The 19,144-nt window shown below is 38.0% G+C and carries 17 protein-coding genes; 5 read left to right on the forward strand and 12 right to left on the reverse strand.

The window, feature by feature from the left end; translation table 11 throughout:
* Window position 1 precedes the first annotated feature (1 nt).
* The 9 genes from recO to rpoZ all read right to left on the reverse strand — a co-directional run bounded on the left by recO (window position 2) and on the right by rpoZ (window position 7,698).
* Window positions 2–748, reverse strand: a complete 747-nt coding sequence (gene recO / locus ACFIMU_RS01275) for a DNA repair protein RecO (RefSeq protein ID WP_375610149.1) — start codon at window positions 746–748, stop codon at window positions 2–4.
* Window positions 749–773: 25 nt separating this feature from the next.
* A complete protein-coding gene (gene era, locus ACFIMU_RS01280) occupies window positions 774–1,679 on the reverse strand; it encodes a GTPase Era (protein ID WP_012754937.1) in 906 nt (301 codons plus the stop codon).
* The gene (gene rnc / locus ACFIMU_RS01285) at window positions 1,672–2,379 is read right to left on the reverse strand and encodes a ribonuclease III (protein ID WP_375606306.1); all 708 of its coding nucleotides are present in this window, start codon (window positions 2,377–2,379) and stop codon (window positions 1,672–1,674) included. The genes era and rnc overlap by 8 nt, the downstream gene beginning before the upstream one ends.
* Window positions 2,360–3,172: a signal peptidase I gene (lepB, locus tag ACFIMU_RS01290; protein ID WP_375606307.1), complete on the reverse strand. Its 813-nt coding sequence runs from the start codon at window positions 3,170–3,172 to the stop codon at window positions 2,360–2,362. Before lepB ends, rnc begins: the two co-directional genes overlap by 20 nt.
* A gap of 78 nt (window positions 3,173–3,250) precedes the next feature.
* Window positions 3,251–3,652: a holo-ACP synthase gene (gene acpS / locus ACFIMU_RS01295; protein WP_375606308.1), complete on the reverse strand. Its 402-nt coding sequence runs from the start codon at window positions 3,650–3,652 to the stop codon at window positions 3,251–3,253.
* A 20-nt stretch (window positions 3,653–3,672) separates the two neighbouring features.
* Window positions 3,673–4,263 (reverse strand): DUF2062 domain-containing protein, encoded by a 591-nt coding sequence (locus ACFIMU_RS01300; protein ID WP_375606309.1) that lies wholly within the window; start codon window positions 4,261–4,263, stop codon window positions 3,673–3,675.
* A gap of 91 nt (window positions 4,264–4,354) precedes the next feature.
* Entirely contained in the window at window positions 4,355–4,933 is a 579-nt protein-coding gene (gene pyrE, locus ACFIMU_RS01305) for an orotate phosphoribosyltransferase (RefSeq protein ID WP_375606473.1), read from the reverse strand.
* Between the two features lie 16 nt (window positions 4,934–4,949).
* Window positions 4,950–7,172 carry a RelA/SpoT family protein gene (locus ACFIMU_RS01310; protein WP_375606310.1) on the reverse strand — a complete coding sequence of 741 codons (2,223 nt, stop codon included), beginning with the start codon at window positions 7,170–7,172 and terminating at the stop codon, window positions 4,950–4,952.
* A gap of 127 nt (window positions 7,173–7,299) precedes the next feature.
* Window positions 7,300–7,698, reverse strand: a complete 399-nt coding sequence (gene rpoZ / locus ACFIMU_RS01315; protein WP_273791104.1) for a DNA-directed RNA polymerase subunit omega — start codon at window positions 7,696–7,698, stop codon at window positions 7,300–7,302.
* A gap of 569 nt (window positions 7,699–8,267) precedes the next feature.
* On the opposite strand from rpoZ, the gene ACFIMU_RS01320 reads away from it, so the two are divergent.
* Window positions 8,268–8,936 carry a uracil-DNA glycosylase gene (locus ACFIMU_RS01320; RefSeq protein WP_375696787.1) on the forward strand — a complete coding sequence of 223 codons (669 nt, stop codon included), beginning with the start codon at window positions 8,268–8,270 and terminating at the stop codon, window positions 8,934–8,936.
* Between the two features lie 48 nt (window positions 8,937–8,984).
* Here the strand turns inward: ACFIMU_RS01320 and smpB are convergent, their stop codons facing one another.
* Together smpB and dapA are read right to left on the reverse strand one after the other, a co-directional pair.
* Complete coding sequence (gene smpB / locus ACFIMU_RS01325; protein WP_012231306.1) at window positions 8,985–9,461, reverse strand: SsrA-binding protein SmpB; 477 nt, start codon at window positions 9,459–9,461, stop codon at window positions 8,985–8,987.
* Window positions 9,462–9,479: 18 nt separating this feature from the next.
* Window positions 9,480–10,364 (reverse strand): 4-hydroxy-tetrahydrodipicolinate synthase, encoded by an 885-nt coding sequence (gene dapA, locus ACFIMU_RS01330; protein ID WP_375606311.1) that lies wholly within the window; start codon window positions 10,362–10,364, stop codon window positions 9,480–9,482.
* Between the two features lie 253 nt (window positions 10,365–10,617).
* Between dapA and ACFIMU_RS01335 the strand changes: the two genes are divergently transcribed.
* On the forward strand, window positions 10,618–12,711 hold the full coding sequence (locus tag ACFIMU_RS01335) for a lytic transglycosylase domain-containing protein (RefSeq protein WP_375606312.1): 2,094 nt from the start codon (window positions 10,618–10,620) through the stop codon (window positions 12,709–12,711).
* Window positions 12,712–13,726: 1,015 nt separating this feature from the next.
* Here the strand turns inward: ACFIMU_RS01335 and ACFIMU_RS01340 are convergent.
* Entirely contained in the window at window positions 13,727–14,497 is a 771-nt protein-coding gene (locus tag ACFIMU_RS01340) for an energy transducer TonB (RefSeq protein WP_375606475.1), read from the reverse strand.
* Between the two features lie 243 nt (window positions 14,498–14,740).
* On the opposite strand from ACFIMU_RS01340, the gene ACFIMU_RS01345 reads away from it, so the two are divergent.
* The 3 genes from ACFIMU_RS01345 (at window position 14,741) to ACFIMU_RS01355 (ending at window position 19,141) form a co-directional block, all read left to right on the forward strand.
* Window positions 14,741–16,918 carry a TonB-dependent hemoglobin/transferrin/lactoferrin family receptor gene (locus tag ACFIMU_RS01345; RefSeq protein ID WP_375610142.1) on the forward strand — a complete coding sequence of 726 codons (2,178 nt, stop codon included), beginning with the start codon at window positions 14,741–14,743 and terminating at the stop codon, window positions 16,916–16,918.
* A 263-nt stretch (window positions 16,919–17,181) separates the two neighbouring features.
* Window positions 17,182–18,225, forward strand: coding sequence for a hemin-degrading factor (locus ACFIMU_RS01350; protein WP_375606314.1), 1,044 nt, complete (start codon window positions 17,182–17,184; stop codon window positions 18,223–18,225).
* A gap of 13 nt (window positions 18,226–18,238) precedes the next feature.
* Complete coding sequence (locus ACFIMU_RS01355; RefSeq protein WP_375606315.1) at window positions 18,239–19,141, forward strand: hemin ABC transporter substrate-binding protein; 903 nt, start codon at window positions 18,239–18,241, stop codon at window positions 19,139–19,141.
* The last annotated feature ends 3 nt before the right edge of the window (window positions 19,142–19,144 follow it).

Here is a 19,144-nt window from a genome sequence, read left to right on the forward strand (position 1 = left end):
ATCAACAAATTAATGCCTGTACACCAAATTGGCGCTCAAACAATTGTATCAAATTCATGCGCACTGACGGCTGCTTTATATCTCGTGGCTCCCAGACATGACGCATAAGAAAAAAACCCGTCAGTATAAAACCATTTATTATGTCACTAAAATCAGCAGGACGAGTCATTCTTTGTACAAGAAATTGTGGTAGAATGAGAAGCTTTTTTTTCCAAGGTTCTCCTGCTTCTTCACAGACAGCCCGACCAGATTTTGGTGATACGTAATGAAGCCTTTCCTGACGACCTGTTGCAGCACAACAAGATAAATCAAGACCAAAACCAAGTTCTTCAAGAAGCCGCATTTCAAAACGTACAAGCAATTCTGCATTGATAAATGGTTCATCAAAATTCTGCATAAAAAGGTGTAAAATATCATATAAAATGGGGTGCGGATCACGTTCGGGAAGAAGCCGCAAATGAAAAGCTATCAATTGCAAAGCATAAAGTGCTTCTGGTAGACAGATTAATCGTGCCGCATGTAAATCAAGAGCTTCAAGCCGAAAAAGTCCCAAATGTTCGTCTAAACGAGCCCACCATTCAGCCTCCACAAAATTTCCAGGTTGAAGAAGAGCAGCCATGCGACGCGAGCGCCCCCCTTTTACCACTCCCATATAACGACCATGTTCACGTGTCATAATCTCAAGAATAACACTTGTTTCACCATATTGGCGTGTACCAAGTATAACGGCTTGTTCTTTCCACTTCATTTTACTTTAATTATTTTTAAAAATCTTATTTTAAAAAATCCAATCCCATTTCACGATAACGTTCTGGATCGGTATCCCAATTATCGCGCACTTTCACAAAGAGAAAAAGATGAACCTTTTGATCCATAATTTCCATGAGTTCTTTACGTGCTGCTTGACCAATCGCTTTAATTGTATCGCCTTTTGCTCCTAAGACAATTTTTTTCTGACTCTCACGCTCGACATAAATAACTTGATTAATTTTAACGGAACCATCTGAACGCTCTTCCCAGTTTTCTGTTTCAACCGTTGAGGAATAAGGAAGTTCATCATGAAGACGAAGAAAAAGTTTTTCACGCGTAATTTCAGCAGCAAGATGACGCATGGGCATATCAGAAATTTGATCTTCTGGATAATACCATGGCCCTTCCTGCATCATGTTACTCAGCGCATGAAGTAAATCCTTGCAACCAGAACCGTTTAGAGCAGAAATCATAAATGTTTGCGCAAACTTTACACGTTCATTTATTTTAGTGGTTAACGCTAGAAGAGATGATTTAACAACTGTATCAACCTTATTAAGAACAAGAACTTTTTCTTGTTTCATATTGTTCACAATATCTAACATCATATCAACTTCATCCGAAAGACCACTTTGAGCGTCAATTAAAACAAGCAGAACATCAGCGCTCTTAGCCCCTCCCCAAGCAGCAGAGACCATGGCTCGTTCTAAGCGCTTATGGGGACGAAAAACACCCGGTGTATCGACCAACACAATTTGCACATCATCATGAATGACAATACCGCGGATTAAAGTTCGTGTTGTTTGTACTTTATGTGTTACAATTGAAACCTTTGTTCCAACCAATTGATTAACCAGTGTCGATTTACCGGCATTAGGCATCCCAATAAGCACAACAAATCCAGAACGCGTTTTCATAACGTCACTCATGATCATTTTTTCCCACTGTTTTCCATACACCCTCTCGTCGCAAAATTTTTTCAGCTGCCATTCTTTCAGCATATCTTTTGGAGCTTCCCTGCCCAATCTCTGAAGCAAAACCAGCAATATTTACCTCTACCATAAAAACAGGATCGTGATCTGGACCTGAACGTTTTATAACCTGATAATGTGGTTGTGCATTGCCTTGGATATGCGCCCATTCCTGTAATTCTGTCTTGGCATCACGTCGACCAGCATCCATTTTCTTTGCCCGACTTTGCCAATATTTTTGAATAAAAGGGCGAACGCTTTCCAATCCTCCATCGAGATATATCACAGCAATTAAAGCTTCCACGACATCTGCATGCATATTGATGAGTCGACGTTCTTCGAAATTTTTCATCTCAAAACCAACGTGGATCATGTCAGGAAGCTTCATTTCGCGCGCAATATCAGCACATGTCTGTGCATTGACCAAATGATTCAAACGGACTGATAATTCACCTTCACTTGCCTGAGGAAAAAGTTGATACAGCATTTCTGCAATCAAAAGCCCTAAAACCCGATCCCCTAGAAATTCTAGCCGTTCATAATTTCCTTGTTCCGAATCTTGTACACTCGAGTGTGTTAATGCCTTCTTTAATCTCTCTTCATCTTTAAAACGATGTCCCGTCAGCTTGACAAGCTGATCAATCATTAGACGTTTCATCGTTGTTTCCTTGCTTGATAAGCGGCAAATCATGAACCGTATTTATGAAAGAAAACAAACGCTTCCAACGCACATCAAATGGCCAACGCCAAATCTGCCAAGCACTTGAACCATTACTGATAGAAAAGAAAATCACGCTCGCGCGACCAATAAGATTTTCTTCTGGAACATAGCCTACATCCAAACGACTATCATCTGAATTGTCGCGGTTATCTCCCATCATAAAATAATGTCCTTGAGGAACTTCAAAGACTTCTGTATCGTCAACTTTGGGGATGAAAGCTAAATCAAGTGTATCATAGCTAACACCGTTAGGCATTGTCTCGCGATAAACCTCAACAGGATAGTTCACTTCTGTTATATCAGAATTATCAATCTCCCCCATAAAGTGACGTGAAACAGCCTCATCATTAATATAAAGGACACTTTGACGGACTTGTATACGATCACCTGGTAGCCCAACGACGCGTTTTATATAATCAATCTTCGGATTACTTGGTAAGCGAAAAACGACCACATCTCCACGTTGAGGTTGAGATGCCCAAATCCGTCCAGAAAAAAGAGGAGGAGAAAAGGGGATGGAAAAACGAGAATACCCATATGCATACTTAGAAACAAACAGATAATCTCCCACCAACAAAGTAGGACGCATTGAACCGGAAGGAATACTAAACGGCTGGAAAAAAAGTGTCCGAATAAACGCTGCTAAAAGCAAAGCCTGTATTAAAACAGAAATAAATTCAAGAAGCCCACCTTTTTTTTCTTTTTTATGCACTTTATCTTTTGGGATCATCACCAACTGCCTTCTCATCACAGATATAATTTTTTCATCATAATATTCAAATAACAAAAGCACAATCTCTCACGCCATCTATCCACGTGGAAGTGCTTCGATAATAATAAATGCCTGTGCCCAAGGAAAATCATCTGTTATGCTAAGATGAATAACTGCATCATGATGAGGAGGTAATAACTTTTGAAGTTGCATTTGCGCACGATTTGTTAATTGCATTATTGGTTTACCAGATGGCAAATTAACTACCCCCATGTCTTTCCAATTGATACCACAAGCGATTCCCGTTCCTAAGGCTTTAGCACATGCTTCTTTCGCAGCAAATCTTTTTGCATAGGAAGAGGAGCTTTTTTTGAGATTTTCAGATCTATTTCTTTCAATATCCGTAAAAATCCGTTGGATAAAACGCTCACCATAACGAACCAACATTTTCTCAATACGTCGTATATCAACCAGATCATTTCCAAGACCAATAATCATAAGATATTACCCGATCTTTCTTACGATGAGCGCTTCTTTAAACGCCTTTTTTTTATAATCTTTTGATATCGCTTTTGTTTAAAACGAACCGTTGCTCTGTAAACACCTATATAAGATAAACCACCAAAAACAATACCTAAAAGAGTTCCCCCTAAAATCATAGGACTCATAATTGTGTCCCATGCGCCTTTAAAGAGGAGAGAGAGATTTGACAATGTCAAACCATTAAATAGAGCACGAATTTGCGAAAGAGAAATCTCTTTGACATCGCTAAAAAGTGATAAACAAAAATACCCTACTTTATAATCAGCCATAACAATCAATAAAAATGTGAGTGGATTAGAAAAAATCGTCCCAATGATTGCGGCAGCAAAGTTTGCACGCAAAAGCCAAGAAAAAAATATTGCCAAAATAATATGCAGCCCAAAGAAAGGGGAACACGCTAAAAAAACGCCAACAGCAACCCCTAATGCTACTTCATGCGGTGTTGCTGATATACGCAAAATACGTTTATGTATGTAGCAAAATGAGCGAGAAAATGAACGACGTGGCCATAACCAAAGTCGAATACGCGTTACAAAATCTATTGGTTCTCGACGACGAAAAAGCATATGACTCTCAATATACATCTTTTGATGATGAAATAATCTATATCATCCAAATTAATCTTTTTAAGCTTTTGCACAAAAAATAGAACGACAATTAAATATTTCGACTGCCTGGTTTAATCGCGGGAAGAACAGAAAGATCTGCAGGAAGTGCATCACTAGCATAAGAGGTTATCTCGTATTCAGCAAGCGCAATCAATGGAACTCCAACATTGACCTTACCACCAGAACGATCAAGGATACATGCACTGGCCAATACCTCTGCTCCTGCTGCAACAAGTGCTTCAACAGTCTCTCGAATGGAAAGACCCGTTGTTACAATATCTTCAACAATAACAACCCGTGCACCCTTCTTGATTTCAAAACGACGCAATTCAAAGATGCCATTTACACGCTCTACCCAAAGAGAAGGAACACCAAGGTGACGTGAAGTCTCATAGGAAGGGATAAGACCGCCAATTGCGGGACCAACGACATAATCAATTGATTCCTTGATAGATTCTTTTATTTTTTCAGCCAATCCACGACAGAGCTTTTCCGTCAAATTAGCATGCATGAATACTTTCGCCTTTTGCATATAAGTCGCACTATGGCGCCCCGATGTTAAAATAAAATGCCCTTCTAGAATAGCATCTGCTTGTTTAAAAATATCAATGACATCTTGTGTATTCATTGCAAAATCTTTCTTTTTATCCATGAACCCGCCGTACTGTACTTACTGAACCTGCCTTTTTTAACTGAGAAAAAATACGATTCAAATGTTTTAAATCCCACACTTCCAAATCAATCATAATTTCTGTAAAATCTGGTGCTGTACGGATAAAAGATAAATTTTGGATATTGGCATCGTTAGCAGAAATTATTTGTGTAATTTCAGCCAAAGAACCAGGACTATTTACAACTAAAATATTCATCCGTGCAGGAAAACGTTCATTCATTTGGGCATCAATATCCCAGCGGACATCAATCCATCGTTCTGGCTGATCATCATACGCCATCAAAGCTGAAGACTGTATTGGATAAATAACAATCCCAGCCCCTGGCTGCATAATACCAACAATCCGATCTCCAGGCACAGCTCCTTCTGGTGAAAAGCGTACAGGAATATCTCCACGAGTTCCTCGAATAGGTAATGCTTTAGATTGATGATTTTCAACCATTGTATCCTTTTCATTTTCTGGAACTTTAAAAATCATACCTTGAGCATTTTCAATATTAAACCACCCTTCTTCCCCAGGCTTAAAAGAGGGCTTTTGTACGACACGCTCTTGATAATCAGGATAAACTGCTTTAATCACATCAGCGGAAAACAGCTCTCCACGCCCAACAGCAGCCAATACATCCTCTACATCTTTACGTGCTAAACGTGGCAAAACTTTCTTCAAAAGGTCTTTTGAAAATTGCTTTCCCATATATTCAAATGAACGCTCGAGAATACGATATCCTAAACCCGAATATTGTTTACGTACTGCTGCACGACTTGCTCGTCGAATAGCTGAACGTGCTTTACCTGTGACAACAAGAAATTCCCATGCTGCTGGCGGAATTTGAGCGTGTGAGCGAATAATATCAACCTCATCACCATTTTTTAATTTGGTCATTAAAGGCATAATACGACCATTGATTTTTACACCTACACAAGAATCACCGATATCTGTATGGACGGCATAAGCAAAATCAATAGGCGTAGCTCCTTTAGGAAAAGCAATTAATCGACCTTTCGGCGTAAAACAAAAAACTTGGTCTTGAAAAAGCTCAAGTTTTGTATGTTCTAAAAACTCTTCTGGATTATCTCCATCAGACAAAGATTGTATCGTTTGACGCAACCATGCATAGGCATTCGTTTCACTTGATAATTTCACAGTCGAATAATTGGAACCGTGCTCTTTATATATAGAATGAGCAGCAACCCCATATTCAGCAACTTCATCCATAGCAGCCGTTCTAATTTGCAACTCAACACGTTGTCTTGAAGGACCAACAATTGTTGTATGAATAGAACGATAATCATTTTGCTTTGGTATAGAGATATAATCTTTAAAACGACCAGGAACCATTGGCCATGTCGTATGAATGACACCAAGAGCACGATAACAATCATTCACGGACTCAACAATCACACGAAATCCAAAAATATCCGATAATTGTTCAAAAGATAATGCTTTACTTTCCATTTTGCGAAAGACTGAATAAGATTTTTTCTGACGGCTTTTAACATCTGCTTTAATGCCATGCTCGAAAAAAAGTTTTGTCAATTCATTTTCAATTGTGGAAAGCAAATCACGGTTGTGTTTCAATAATTCAGAAAGTCGATTGGTAATCGTACGATAACCTTCTGGATTTAAATAAAAGAAAGAGAGATCCTCTAACTCCTCACGCATATCCTGCATACCCATACGGCCTGCAAGTGGCGCATAGATATCCATCGTCTCCTCAGCAATTCGCCGACGTTTATCATCACGCATAACACCAAGGGTACGCATATTATGAAGACGATCAGCAAGTTTGACTAAAAGAACACGAACATCATCAGAAATAGCAATAAGAAGTTTACGAAGATTTTCTGCTTGTACGGCTTTCTTTGATACAAGATCAAGCTTATTAAGCTTTGTAAGCCCTTCAACCAACTTTCCGATTTCAGAACCAAAAATCTGATCAATTTCTGCTCGTGTAGCGCTTGTATCTTCAATTGTATCATGCAAAAGAGCAACAGCAATCGTTGCCTCGTCCAACCGCATATCTGTCAAAATAGCAGCAACTTCTAAAGGATGAGAAAAATAAAGATCACCTGATGCACGCTTTTGATGTGCATGCTTTTTCATTGCATAATCATAGGCCCTGTTTAAAAGAGCCTCATCTACGTCAGACTTGTAACGTTGAACACGTCCAACAAGCTCACACTGACGCATCATACGAGCATATCCTTTATCTTTTCACACCTCTAATCTTTATTGAACATGTCCTATCAAAAAAGACAAGAAAAATAATTGCTCCTTACATGACAAGGTATCTTTACTCCTGTAACATAAATTGCTGCAATTAGTAATCGTCACTTTTTTCTGGAACAACCAAACCTTCAATACCCGCTAAAAGCTCTTCTTCTGACATATGATCAAATGAAGTACCTTCTTCTTGCGACGACGTATTAAAAACACTTTCAGCTTCACCTGAATGGGTAATAAATTCACTTGCCATTTCTGGCTCATCTACTTCCACATGTTTTTGCAGCGAATGAATAAGGTCTTCCTTTAAATCAGCAGGCGACAATGTTTCTTCTGCTATTTCACGTAAAGCAACAACTGGATTTTTATCATTATCGCGATCAACCGTAATCTGCGCTCCTTGTGAAATCTGACGCGCCCGATGACCTGCTAAAAGTACCAACTCAAAGCGGTTGTCAACTTTATCAATACAATCTTCTACCGTTACGCGGGCCATTTATGCCTCTTTCTCAAATAAAAAAATTTAATAGCGGATAAAGTAGTATATACAATAATCAAAATAAAACACAAGAAAAACAACACAAACTTTTATATTTTTTAATTAAAGAACTTATTTAAAAAAAATCTTGGAAAATTTATAAAAATGTATAACCTATTCATGCTCGTTATCAAAATTTCTTTTAAAAGCATTCCAATAGATTGACTTCAAACAAAGAGAGATCTTTCTTGACAGAATACTTGTCTGGAGTCCTTATCCTTTTAAAAGGAATACCTGCTGTTTAAACCCTTTGCAATAACAGCAGCCTTATACATACTTTTTATGATAATATCTTTATCTAAAGAGAGAACTTTTTTCTTTGAACATCATGTGTATTGCACTCTTATTCATCGAATAAATTACTGAAAGATGACCTATCCTTACACAATAATGAGCAATAAGTTTATATTAAACTTTCTTCTAAAAAAGTTTATTTATATTCATTATAGATTGTTTATCAAACCATAACCCGTCATATACGCTATAAAAGACTCAAAAAAATAGAAAAACGATTAATGCCTAACACCATGAATAGCCAATTAATATCGCTTTGCCCAGAACCACCCCCAAATTGCAATTTATGTCCTAGGCTTCATCAATTTATCGCTGGCTGGCGTGTAAAAGAACCAAGTTGGTATAATGCACCGGTGCGCCCATTCTTTCCTTATAAAGGGCCAGACACAACACGCCTTCTTATTGTTGGGCTTGCCCCTGGATTACGCGGAGCAAATCGAACTGGACGTCCATTTACTGGTGATTATGCTGGGCACTTACTTTATTCAACTTTAAAAAAGTTTGGTTTTGCCCAAGGAACCTTTGAAGAAAGAGCAGACGATACTCTTGAACTTATTGATGCAGCAATTGTTAACTCTGTTCGTTGTGTTCCACCAGAAAATAAACCCACCGGTGCAGAAATTAACACGTGCCGCTATTTCTTCTCTCCTCTTTTAACAAATCTTCCCAAACTTAAAGCCGTTATTACCTTAGGCACCATTGCGCACCATTCAACAATACGTGCCCTTAATGCAAAAGTTTTAGCTCACCCTTTTGGACATGGCGAAATCAATAATATCGGTAGATTACGCATCTTTTCAAGCTATCACTGTTCTCGTTATAATACGAATACTGGCCGCTTAACAGACGCTATGTTTCACCAAATTTTTCAAGCAGTAAAAACATACTTAGATCAATGCTAAAACTGTTTTAAATAGCGCTATAAATAAAGGATATCTAAATCGCATCCGTCATCCATATCTTTTTAAAAGTCTTGCTTTTTCACGTCCCCAATCGCGTTTTTTTTCCGTTTCGCGCTTATCATGAAGCTTTTTCCCTCGCGCTAGAGCGATCTCCAACTTAACGCGCCCTCGTTCATTAAAATAAAGTTTGAGAGGAACAAGTGTCATTCCTTCACGAGACGTTGCATTAAAAAAACGTGCCATCTCACGTTTTGAAAGTAATAATTTGCGCAAACGTCGTGGTTCATGATTAAAACGATTAGCCTGCGTATATTCAGGAATATAGCTGTTTACTAACCATAATTCCCCATTCTCAAAACTCGCATAGCTTTCAGCAATATTAGCATGATTGGAACGTAAGGACTTCACTTCCGCTCCCTGAAGGACAAGACCAGCCTCGAGATTATTAAGGATTTCAAAATTAAAACGTGCTTTACGATTGTCAGCAATTATTTTCCGTACGGGCGCGTTCTTTTTTTTATTCATGACTTTTTCAATATCATTTTATGCTTTTAAAAGACCAGCATGGCTGAGGGCTACATCAATAACCTTCTTTGTGCTCTCTGTTAATGGAACAATCGGAGAACGTACAGTCTCACCACAAAGCCCCAATTTTGTAGCAGCATATTTAATCCCTGCTGGGCTAGGTTCAATAAACACAGCACGATTGAGAGGCATGAGGCGATCATTTAATTCTCGTGCTGTTTTATAATCACCACGAAAACACGCAGCTTGAAGCTCTGCACAAAGCTTTGGAGCAACATTCGAGGAAACCGAAATACACCCCATACCTCCATGTGCATTAAATCCTAACGCTGTACAATCATCACCGGAAAGCTGCATAAAATCCTTGCCACACTTTTCACGTTGCTCACTAACGCGCTCAATTCTGCTCGTCGCATCCTTAACACCAACGATATTTTTAAAATCTTGATAAAGATCTCTCATCGTTTCCACGGCCATATCGATAATAGAACGACCAGGGATATTATAAATTATAATCGGAATAGAAACAGCTTTGGCAATAGAAGAAAAATGCTTGTATAAACCAGATTGATTTGGTTTGTTGTAATAAGGAGTGACAACCAAAACTGCATCTGCACCAGCCTTTTCTGCATATTGTGCAAGCTCTATAGCCTCACTTGTGCTATTTGATCCCGCTCCCGCAATAACAGGAACACGCTTTGCGACCTGCTTGACACACAATTCTATAATTCGCCTATGTTCTTCATGACTTAAAGTTGCTGATTCACCTGTTGTCCCAACAGGGCTTACACCATTAATCCCTTGTGTAATCTGCCATTCAACAAAATCACAAAATGCCTTCTCATCAATTGCGCCCTTGTTATCAAACGGGGTGATAAGCGCAGTTATAGCTCCCTTGAGCATGATAAACTCCCTATAATGTTTGCTTTTATTTTTTTATAGTCGCCTTTTATAAATTTTAAATAGAGCATAATCTTGCTCTATCATTGAAGCAAGATGAATTTCAAAAAAAGCCCTCATAAGATGAAAATGGACCTCCTTAAATGTTGAACATTTCTTTAAAACAAACCGTCTATATTAACGCGTTTTTCACGCTTGTGTTCTAAAAAACCTTAAGTTTTTTTTACAAAAAGCAAGGTCTCAAGGTCTTTTCTCTATGCGTGTATTTTCCACCTCTCTTTTCGTATCAACCTTTACTGCACTTATACTGGCAATAAGAATTTTATTTTCAAGTGCACTTGCACAAACACCGCTTTTACATGGGAAAGTACCAATCCCTTCGACACGTCCTACCCCCATTGCCATAAAACAAGAAGCTCAAGAACCTCTTCAACAGAGACACACGACATCGCACAATACTGCGACACTCAAACAACTAAAAGCTGGATTAGATGCACTAGCAAACAACAATATTGCAAAAACAATAAATCTTCGTAATTCAATGGAAAAACATAGCCTTGATCGTTATATTTTGACATGGGCGCTAGGACTATCAAAGCAAAATAATATACCAAGCTCTGAAATATCTAATGCAATTAACATGCTAAAAGGATGGCCTGGTATAGAAACGATGCAACGCAATGCTGAACGTGCTTTTCTTAACGAAACCAATATCACACACGCCATTATCCAAAAATTTTCTCATCATCCCCCCCTTACAGCACAAGGCATGGCTCTCTTTGCTAAAGCACTCATTACAACGGGACAAATCACCCGTGCTCAACACATTATTGCACCATGGTGGCATAAAACACGGCTTAATGCACAAGAAGAAGTATTTGTTCTTAAAAATGCAAGTGCTGCCTTAAAACCTATTGATCATTTAAAACGCATGCAGTTTATGTTGTATGCACATCGTTTTGATTCAGCGGCACGCGTTGCAAAATTAGCCCATGCTCAATCTCTTTTTGATGCTTTTGTGGCGGTTGAAAAAAATGATCCTAGCGCAACACAAAAATTAAAAGCTTTAGAAAGAGTATGGAAAAAAGATCCTCTCTTCCAGTTTGCTCGAATGCGCCATCTGCGGCGAACAGAACAATATGATGCAGCCGCAACACTCATGATGAAAACATCACAAGATGCATTCCATCTTATGAACCCTCAATCATTGTGGAAAGAGCAACGCGCCCTTTCTCGTGAAATGCTTGATTTAAACAAACCCCAAATAGCTTATCAACTCGTTGCAAGGCACACCGGTATGACATCTGCATTAGCCGTCGATGCTGAATTTCACGCAGGATGGTATGCACTACGGTTTCTTCATAACCCTAAGTTGGCAATGCAACATTTTTCACGCATTCCTCAACTCTCCTCTTTACCTTTTGCTGCATCACGTGGATATTACTGGATGGGACGAACAGCAGAAACGCTAGGAGAACATAAAAATGCCCAGCTGTACTTTCATCGCGCCGCTCATTTTGGCGCAACGTATTATGGTCAATTAGCCGCTGCGCGACTCAACCAAAAAAAATTTAATATCTCTTTTCCTAAACCAACAATCGCTGAGCGACAACATTTTAGTGCACGAAAAGCGATCAAAGCAATTCAACGTCTTGAAGAAGCTGGATATGCTGAGTTTGCTAAAGTTTTTTATAGAGAACTCGGAAAAAAAATAGAAAGCCCCGGTGAATTAGCTCTTCTGGCTGTTATGGCAGAAAAAAATGGTGACTATTATACCAGCCTCAGAATCGGAAAAATGGCTGCTTTCCTAGGAAAAAATGTCGGAGCACTCTCTCATCCTCTGGGAGCTATACCAGACTCTGCTCATATTTCTGTAGAAGAAAAATCGCTTATCTATGCCATTGCACACAAAGAAAGCGAATTTAATCCAACAGCCATATCACAAGCAGGTGCACAAGGGATACTCCAATTGCTTCCTACAACTGCAGAAGCACTAGCAAAAAAATACTCAATCGCATGGTCTCCTAAAAGATTTAGCAGTGATGCGCGTTATAATGTGACATTAGGCACCCATTTTCTCAATGAACAATTGGAACGTTTTAATGGATCCTATATACTAACTCTTATTGGCTATAATGCAGGCCCCCGCCGTGTCAATGAATGGATCAAGCGCTATGGCGATCCTCGAGGACAACCTCTCGATAACGTCATCGATTGGATTGAACGTATCCCTTATACAGAAACACGGAATTACGTGATGTGTGTCATGGAAAATTACGGTGTTTACAAAGCGAGACTCACTGGGAAAATAGATATAAAAACCGACTTGCTTTCTGGTCGACGGAAATAATATGCCTGAACTTCCCAAGTAGCATTTGAAAGGGTTCATAAGAAGTGTTTTTATTCCTTTTTAAATAGTACCCACATACCAACCTTCTTAGGACGTATAAGAAAGTAATTTTAATTGATTCAGTATTCATAAATTCGAAATGAGAAAACCCTATACTATTTGGGTCTTTTATTTCAAATACAAAATGATGAATTATCATTATAAATCAACAGGTAGTACAAATAATTCATTTCTTCTCAACATAGATGACAATATCATAGAGATTACAAATATAAGAGAAGAGTGAAACAAATAGCTCATCCTTTTACTGTTGCTTATTAGTCAATATTCAAATCTTGTGAAACAGCTTATTTTAAGACTATTTTTTCTGCTTACAATATTTCTATACCCAATAGGGGCGCATTATTGTGTATATCGTTTGGGTTATCTCTGATAACAGAAAGAGAGACTCATTGAGTTAGAAAGCCTTAAAGACAAACAATTCTCTTCTGCCCCTTCCCTTTTCATTCGGTTTTACGACTTTTAAATATGTCAATATCTTTTAATAATGAAGATGAAGCTTTGCTTTTTTCTCATTTTTACATATAAGCTCACATCCTTTACACAAAACAGAGCATCCCCAAATAGTATGTTTTTCTTATTTATATTATTGTTTTATTTTAATGTTTCTAAGTCCATTTCACAACGGTGTATCTGAAAAGTACTTACGAAAATCTTCTCACGAATGGTATAAAAATCGATTAGACCTTTAATTAATAAAAGCTATAGCTCTATCATCCCTTAACTCCCAATGTTGCAAAAGCCCTTTCATTTAGAGCACTCATAAGAAGTATGTTCACTGCTTTTTAGAAGTTTTTTGTCCATGCTCCTCCTCAACTTGTATCATAAGTAAGCGGATGGTTTTGATTGATTCAACATCAAAAAAATTCGAATAAATTATATTTTAACTTTCATCAAAATTATAAACAATCATTATAAATCAATATATTATAAGAAAATCGCCCCGTATAAAAAATCAGCTAAATATTAGGGATACTCTAATTGTTTTATTCACTTTTGATGGTGGTGGTGGTGGAAAAGAACCAACGCGTCGAAGGGCTGCCATCGCTAATCGATCAAGTTCTGGATCTCCAGCAGAAACAACGACACGACTAGAAAAAATACTCCCCTGCTCATGCACCATAAATTCTAACTTCACCGTTCCTTTTGTACGATTGGTGCGCTGTCCCACAATATAATTTTTTTGCCTTTCTAATTGTGACTGTACCTTTGCTAACCACTCCATTAACAACATATCTTCAAGCCCTGCTGTACCGCCGCCCTTGTTGATGGAAGAAGAACGTACCGCCTTTGCATTGGAGCGCTTTACTACTGCCTTTGGCATCGGTATTGTTTTTTTGATAAACGCTTTATGCTCCACTTTTTGAGGTAGGGGTTCTTCCAAAGGCTTTAAATCATCTTGTTCTACTATATGCTGAGGTTCTTCCGATTGAACTTCATCCACGGATTCCAATCCTTCTGACTCCTGCTCTAGGAGATCAGACTGTAATACTTCTTGCTCTGTATTAATATCCAACTCTCTATGAATATCTGGCAAGTCTGTATCAACATCCGGATATACAGTTTCTTGCACAAAAGTCAGCATAATCTCCGACGAGAGCAAGCCATTACTGATACCAGTACTTTGAAAATAAAACTGTGCTGCCAATAATACATGCAAAAAGAAAGCCCCAATAAATGCACCAATCCAAAGAATTAATAATTGTTTCGTATTTGCAAAATTCATCGTTTTTTCTGCCACTATTTTAAGCTTAATATTGGTGTTCAATCTCATTAAAACAAGCTATTTTGAAATTGCAACTTTTTTCTTGACTGATTTTGTCATGTTTAATATGGTCTTCTAATGATTTTGTGCTGTTGTCAAAATCATTCCTACTTGGCTGGCAAGTTTTAATTAGTGAGTCCAGCCTTTTTGTATTAAAAAAATTTCAAAACAGAGAGGGGATGTTTAAAAGGGTTATGATGTGTTATGCAAATAAGACGAAAAAATATCTATAAAAGCTGTGTAATTTTAAGTGCATTATCGGTTTGTATACCTTCATTTGTTTTTGCACAAAATAAAGATGGAAGTGCTGTCACTGAACTCAAACCAATCCTTATTAAAGGAAAAAAAATAGAAGATGCTTCAAATTCAATAACCATTCTGACTGATCGTAAGACCAACAAGAATATTGATGAAAGACAAATAACTGATGTTTATGATGTGAGTCGTCTTAATCCTTCCGTATCCTATAACTCAGAAAATAACAGTTTCGTTATTCGGGGTTTAGATGCAAACCGTGTTCTTACGACAATGGATGGTATTTCTCTTCCATGGTTTAATGATATATTCCGTGGTGGAGGTGGAAACACAACTTTTGATTTCAATGCTCTTTCTACGTTTGATACTATTCAAGGATCAGATTCTAGTCTTTATGGTTCTGGCGCCTTAGGGGGAATCATTGCGTTGCGTACCCTTGATCCTGAAGACCTGATCGTGGAAGAAAAGAATTGGGGAAGCCTTATAAAAGGTGGTTATAATTCTGTTGATAACAGCTGGCGCATCGATCAAGCTTTTGCTGTGCGTAATTACCGGACATTTTTACTTTTTCAAGGATCTTATGTAGAAGGTCATGAGCGCAAAAATATGGGAACAGTAGAAGGGTATGAGGAACGCACGCGCAAAAACCCTTCTCACTTTGATAAAAATAACTTACTTTTTAAAATTCATCAATATTTGAGTGATAATCACCGCCTTGGTTTTACCGCAGAGCGTTTTGGTCATAAGAGTAACACACATGAATTAAATTCGTCTAAAAGATACGCTCCAGGTTCCGTTTATGAGCAGGATAATAAACTTCGTGAGCGCTTTTCTCTTTCTTATAATTATAATGGTAATGGTGATGCAGTTCTTGATGCGTTTAATGGGCAGCTTTATTGGCAAAGGCAATCAAGTCGTTACGTTATGACAGGCGTTCGTGTTTCAGCCCCCAAAGGGGATTATTTGAGAGATAATTTCTTGCGTAATATCAATTATGGTTTCAATGCTGATGCCCTTAAAAAAGTGGATTTTGGCACTATAAACCATACGTTAAAGTTTGTAATGAATGTTTCGTCATCTAAATTTCATCACTATTTGTTAGGTAAAGACAATTGTCATATAAAAGAATACGCTCGAGGATGTCTTTTTGTTCCTGCTAATCGATCAGATTCGCCAGACACAAATGGTTACAATTTAGGTTTTGTTTTTGAAGATGAAATTGGGTTGGTTGATGATCGTTTTCGTGTAACACCGGGAATCCGGTATGATTGGTACAAATATGTTCCTCAGAAAACACCTTCTTATGAGAAAGCTCTGATTTCTGATAAATTCCCTCCAGAAAGAAGTGGTTCACGCTTTTCTCCTAAATTACGCGTGGAGTGGGATGTTCGTAATCAAGTAACGCTCTATGCTCAGTGGGCACAGGCTTTTCGTGCACCACGTATTTCAGAACTTTACGTCTCTTATATCAAACCTTCTGCTTATTACGTGAAAGGGAATCCTGATCTTCAACCAGAAACAAGCAATGGGTATGATGTTGGTTTACGGTATGGAAATGTAAATTTCGGTGGTTCCTTCAATGCCTTTTTTAATCAATATAAGAATTTCATAGATACTGAGGATAGAGGGCCATCAGAGGAATTTAGATTTGCGCGTCGGCATTATATGAATCGTTTTCACGTGCAAATTTTTGGTGTTGAGACAAAAGCCCATTTAGTTCTTAAAAACGGTTTTCATAGCAATGTTGCTCTTGCTTATTCACAAGGAAAAGATCTTGATAAAAAGGAGTATCTTAACTCAATTCCTCCTTTGAAAGCAATTATCGGATTAGGATATGCAAAAGAGGTTTGGGGAAGCGATATTATCCTTACTTTGGCAGCTAAACGTGATAAAGTAGCCGGAGAATCTGATTACCAAAAAATTCCAGGATATCATGTCGTTGATATGACAGGGTGGTGGAAACCATTCGGTGAAACAGGACCTATTCTAAGAGCCGGTGTTTATAATCTTTTCAATACAAAATATTGGAATGTATCTGAACTTCCTTCAGGTAAAAGTTCAACACCAAAAGACTATTATAGCCAGCCTGGTCGTAACTTTAAGGTGTCGTTTGTACAAAAGTTTTAGTCACTTCTGTTAATTATTCGGTCAATAAAATCATATTGATAAAAGGATTAATTATTGTGTTTCTATTTTCAACATCTTTAAAATTACAAAGATTTGGTAGAAAAGTTTTAATTCTTTCTGTTTTATCGTTTTTTGATTGCTCAGCTGTTGGCGATAGAGTGTTATTTTGTGATAGATTGAACTCTTAAAAGAATTTAATTTATTGCCTTGGAATTGTAAAATTTGAAAGTTAGTTTTTGAGTTAAGTAGCATAAGGTAAATTCATGGCACATACAGCTGAAATGATTCTTCGTTTGCGTGAAGAAAAAAAAGAAATGCGAAACCGCGATTTTGCGGTTTCGATTGGTATATCTGAAGCGGAGCTTATTGCGGCTTATTGTACCATTGGAAAAGCAAAAAGGCTACAAACTGATGTTGCTACTCTCTTGGAAAATGCACCTCGACTTGGAACCGTCATGGTCTTAACTCGCAATGAATATGCTGTTCACGAAATAACGGGACGCTTTGAAAAAATTGTTCAAAACGAACATATTCCTATCACACTTGGTGAAATTGATTTGCGTATTTTTACAAAACAATGGAAGTTCGGTTTTGAATATGATGTCGTTATTCTTGGAAAACCTACAAAAAGTCTGCAATTCTTTGATCAACATGGCGTTGCTATCTTAAAGGTCTATTCTAAAGATATGACAAATATGGAAGAGTGGAATAAACTTGTTGAAAAGCTCCTTCTTGAAGATCAGTCTCCTGTTCTTAACATTCTTCCCGTTTCTCTCCCAGCCCAGTGTGACATAACAGAATTGGATATTGAGAGTTTTCGGGACCGTTGGCGGAAAATGACAGATGTACACCAACTTCACAAAATTATTTCCGAATTTAAAATTAATCGACATCATGCTGTAAAATATGTTGGTAATGAATTTGCCGATGAATTACAGGTAAATGCTGTTGAAATAATGCTTAACCAAGTCGCACAACAAGAACTGCCAATCATGTGTTTTGTTGGGAATAAAGGGTGTATTCAAATTTTTAGTGGGACTGTAAAAAATATTAAGCAAATGGGACCTTGGCTTAATGTTCTTGATCCAAGATTTGACCTTCATTTACTCACGTCTGGGATTTCTAGTGTATGGCATGTTCGCAAACCTACCCGTGATGGTTATGTCAGTTCACTTGAAGTTTTCGATAAAGATGATGAGATGGTTATTCAATTTTTTGGCGTACGCAAAGAGGGTCAAAAAGAACGTGAAGATTGGCGTTCTTTATTGAATAGTTTGCCATCATGCCAAGAAAACAGTAGTAACTAAGATAAGGTTAGACATGTTCATATCTCTTTTACATAGGTTATCAAACCTTTTTCTTATGTGTTTACTGCTCTCTCTTACTTGTTTTTCTAAACAAGTGATTGCTGAACCTGCAACGCGTTTTCCTGAAAATGCTCGAATTGTTTCTATCGGCGGAGCACTTACAGAAATTGTCTATGCATTGGGAGCCCAAGATCAACTTGTCGCCCGTGATAGTACAAGCGTCTACCCACAAGAAGCGCTCAAGCTTCCTGTGCTAGGATATATGCGTGCTCTTTCACCTGAGGGGGTTTTATCACTTGCTCCAGAGGGTATATTGCTTGTTGAAGGAAGTGGTCCCGCTTCAACAATTGATATTCTCAAAAAAACATCGATACCTCTGGTGATCATACCAGAAGACTACTCCCGTGAAAATGTGATAGAAAAGATTCGCCTCGTTGGTCAAGCCATTCATCGGGAAGTGCAAGCCGCAGCGTTAATTGAGAAATTGAAGCGTAATTTTTTAGACAACGATGCGCTTTTGGCGAAAGTAACAACACCAAAGCGTGTTCTTTTTGTTTTCTCTGTGCAAAATGGACGCGTCATGGCATCTGGAACAGGTACTGCAGCTGATAGTATGATCAAACTTTCAGGCGCTATCAATGCTATCACCGATTATAAAGGATATAAACTTCTCAACGGCGAAGCATTATTGAAATCAGATCCTGATGTTATTTTGCTTGTAAAACATGGTGCAAGATCAACCAGCATTGATAAGATTTTAGCCATACCGGCAATTCAAGCAACAACTGCAGCGAAAAATCATGCCATAAAACAGATGGATGCTATGTATTTTTTGGGATTTGGTCCACGTACTGCAGACGCATCAAGAGAGCTTATTGAGATACTTTATGGTGCACATCAAAACGGTAAGAGCTGATAA

It is taken from the genome of Bartonella sp. AC70YNML (assembly GCF_042196545.1).
Lineage (GTDB): Bacteria > Pseudomonadota > Alphaproteobacteria > Rhizobiales > Rhizobiaceae > Bartonella.

Excerpts from the sequence above, each read along its gene's own strand:
- ACFIMU_RS01340 (WP_375606475.1), bottom strand. The coding sequence starts at position 14,497 with ATGAATTTTGCAAATACGAAACAATTATTAATTCTTTGGATTGGTGCA.
- ACFIMU_RS01355 (WP_375606315.1), top strand. The coding sequence starts at position 18,239 with ATGTTCATATCTCTTTTACATAGGTTATCAAACCTTTTTCTTATGTGT.
- recO (WP_375610149.1), bottom strand. The coding sequence starts at position 748 with ATGAAGTGGAAAGAACAAGCCGTTATACTTGGTACACGCCAATATGGT.
- ACFIMU_RS01300 (WP_375606309.1), bottom strand. The coding sequence starts at position 4,263 with ATGCTTTTTCGTCGTCGAGAACCAATAGATTTTGTAACGCGTATTCGA.
- era (WP_012754937.1), bottom strand. The coding sequence starts at position 1,679 with ATGAGTGACGTTATGAAAACGCGTTCTGGATTTGTTGTGCTTATTGGG.
- ACFIMU_RS01335 (WP_375606312.1), top strand. The coding sequence starts at position 10,618 with ATGCGTGTATTTTCCACCTCTCTTTTCGTATCAACCTTTACTGCACTT.
- rnc (WP_375606306.1), bottom strand. The coding sequence starts at position 2,379 with ATGAAACGTCTAATGATTGATCAGCTTGTCAAGCTGACGGGACATCGT.
- rpoZ (WP_273791104.1), bottom strand. The coding sequence starts at position 7,698 with ATGGCCCGCGTAACGGTAGAAGATTGTATTGATAAAGTTGACAACCGC.
- ACFIMU_RS01310 (WP_375606310.1), bottom strand. The coding sequence starts at position 7,172 with ATGATGCGTCAGTGTGAGCTTGTTGGACGTGTTCAACGTTACAAGTCT.
- acpS (WP_375606308.1), bottom strand. The coding sequence starts at position 3,652 with ATGATTATTGGTCTTGGAAATGATCTGGTTGATATACGACGTATTGAG.
- ACFIMU_RS01350 (WP_375606314.1), top strand. The coding sequence starts at position 17,182 with ATGGCACATACAGCTGAAATGATTCTTCGTTTGCGTGAAGAAAAAAAA.
- dapA (WP_375606311.1), bottom strand. The coding sequence starts at position 10,364 with ATGCTCAAGGGAGCTATAACTGCGCTTATCACCCCGTTTGATAACAAG.
- smpB (WP_012231306.1), bottom strand. The coding sequence starts at position 9,461 with ATGAATAAAAAAAAGAACGCGCCCGTACGGAAAATAATTGCTGACAAT.
- pyrE (WP_375606473.1), bottom strand. The coding sequence starts at position 4,933 with ATGAATACACAAGATGTCATTGATATTTTTAAACAAGCAGATGCTATT.
- ACFIMU_RS01345 (WP_375610142.1), top strand. The coding sequence starts at position 14,741 with ATGCAAATAAGACGAAAAAATATCTATAAAAGCTGTGTAATTTTAAGT.
- ACFIMU_RS01320 (WP_375696787.1), top strand. The coding sequence starts at position 8,268 with ATGAATAGCCAATTAATATCGCTTTGCCCAGAACCACCCCCAAATTGC.
- lepB (WP_375606307.1), bottom strand. The coding sequence starts at position 3,172 with ATGATCCCAAAAGATAAAGTGCATAAAAAAGAAAAAAAAGGTGGGCTT.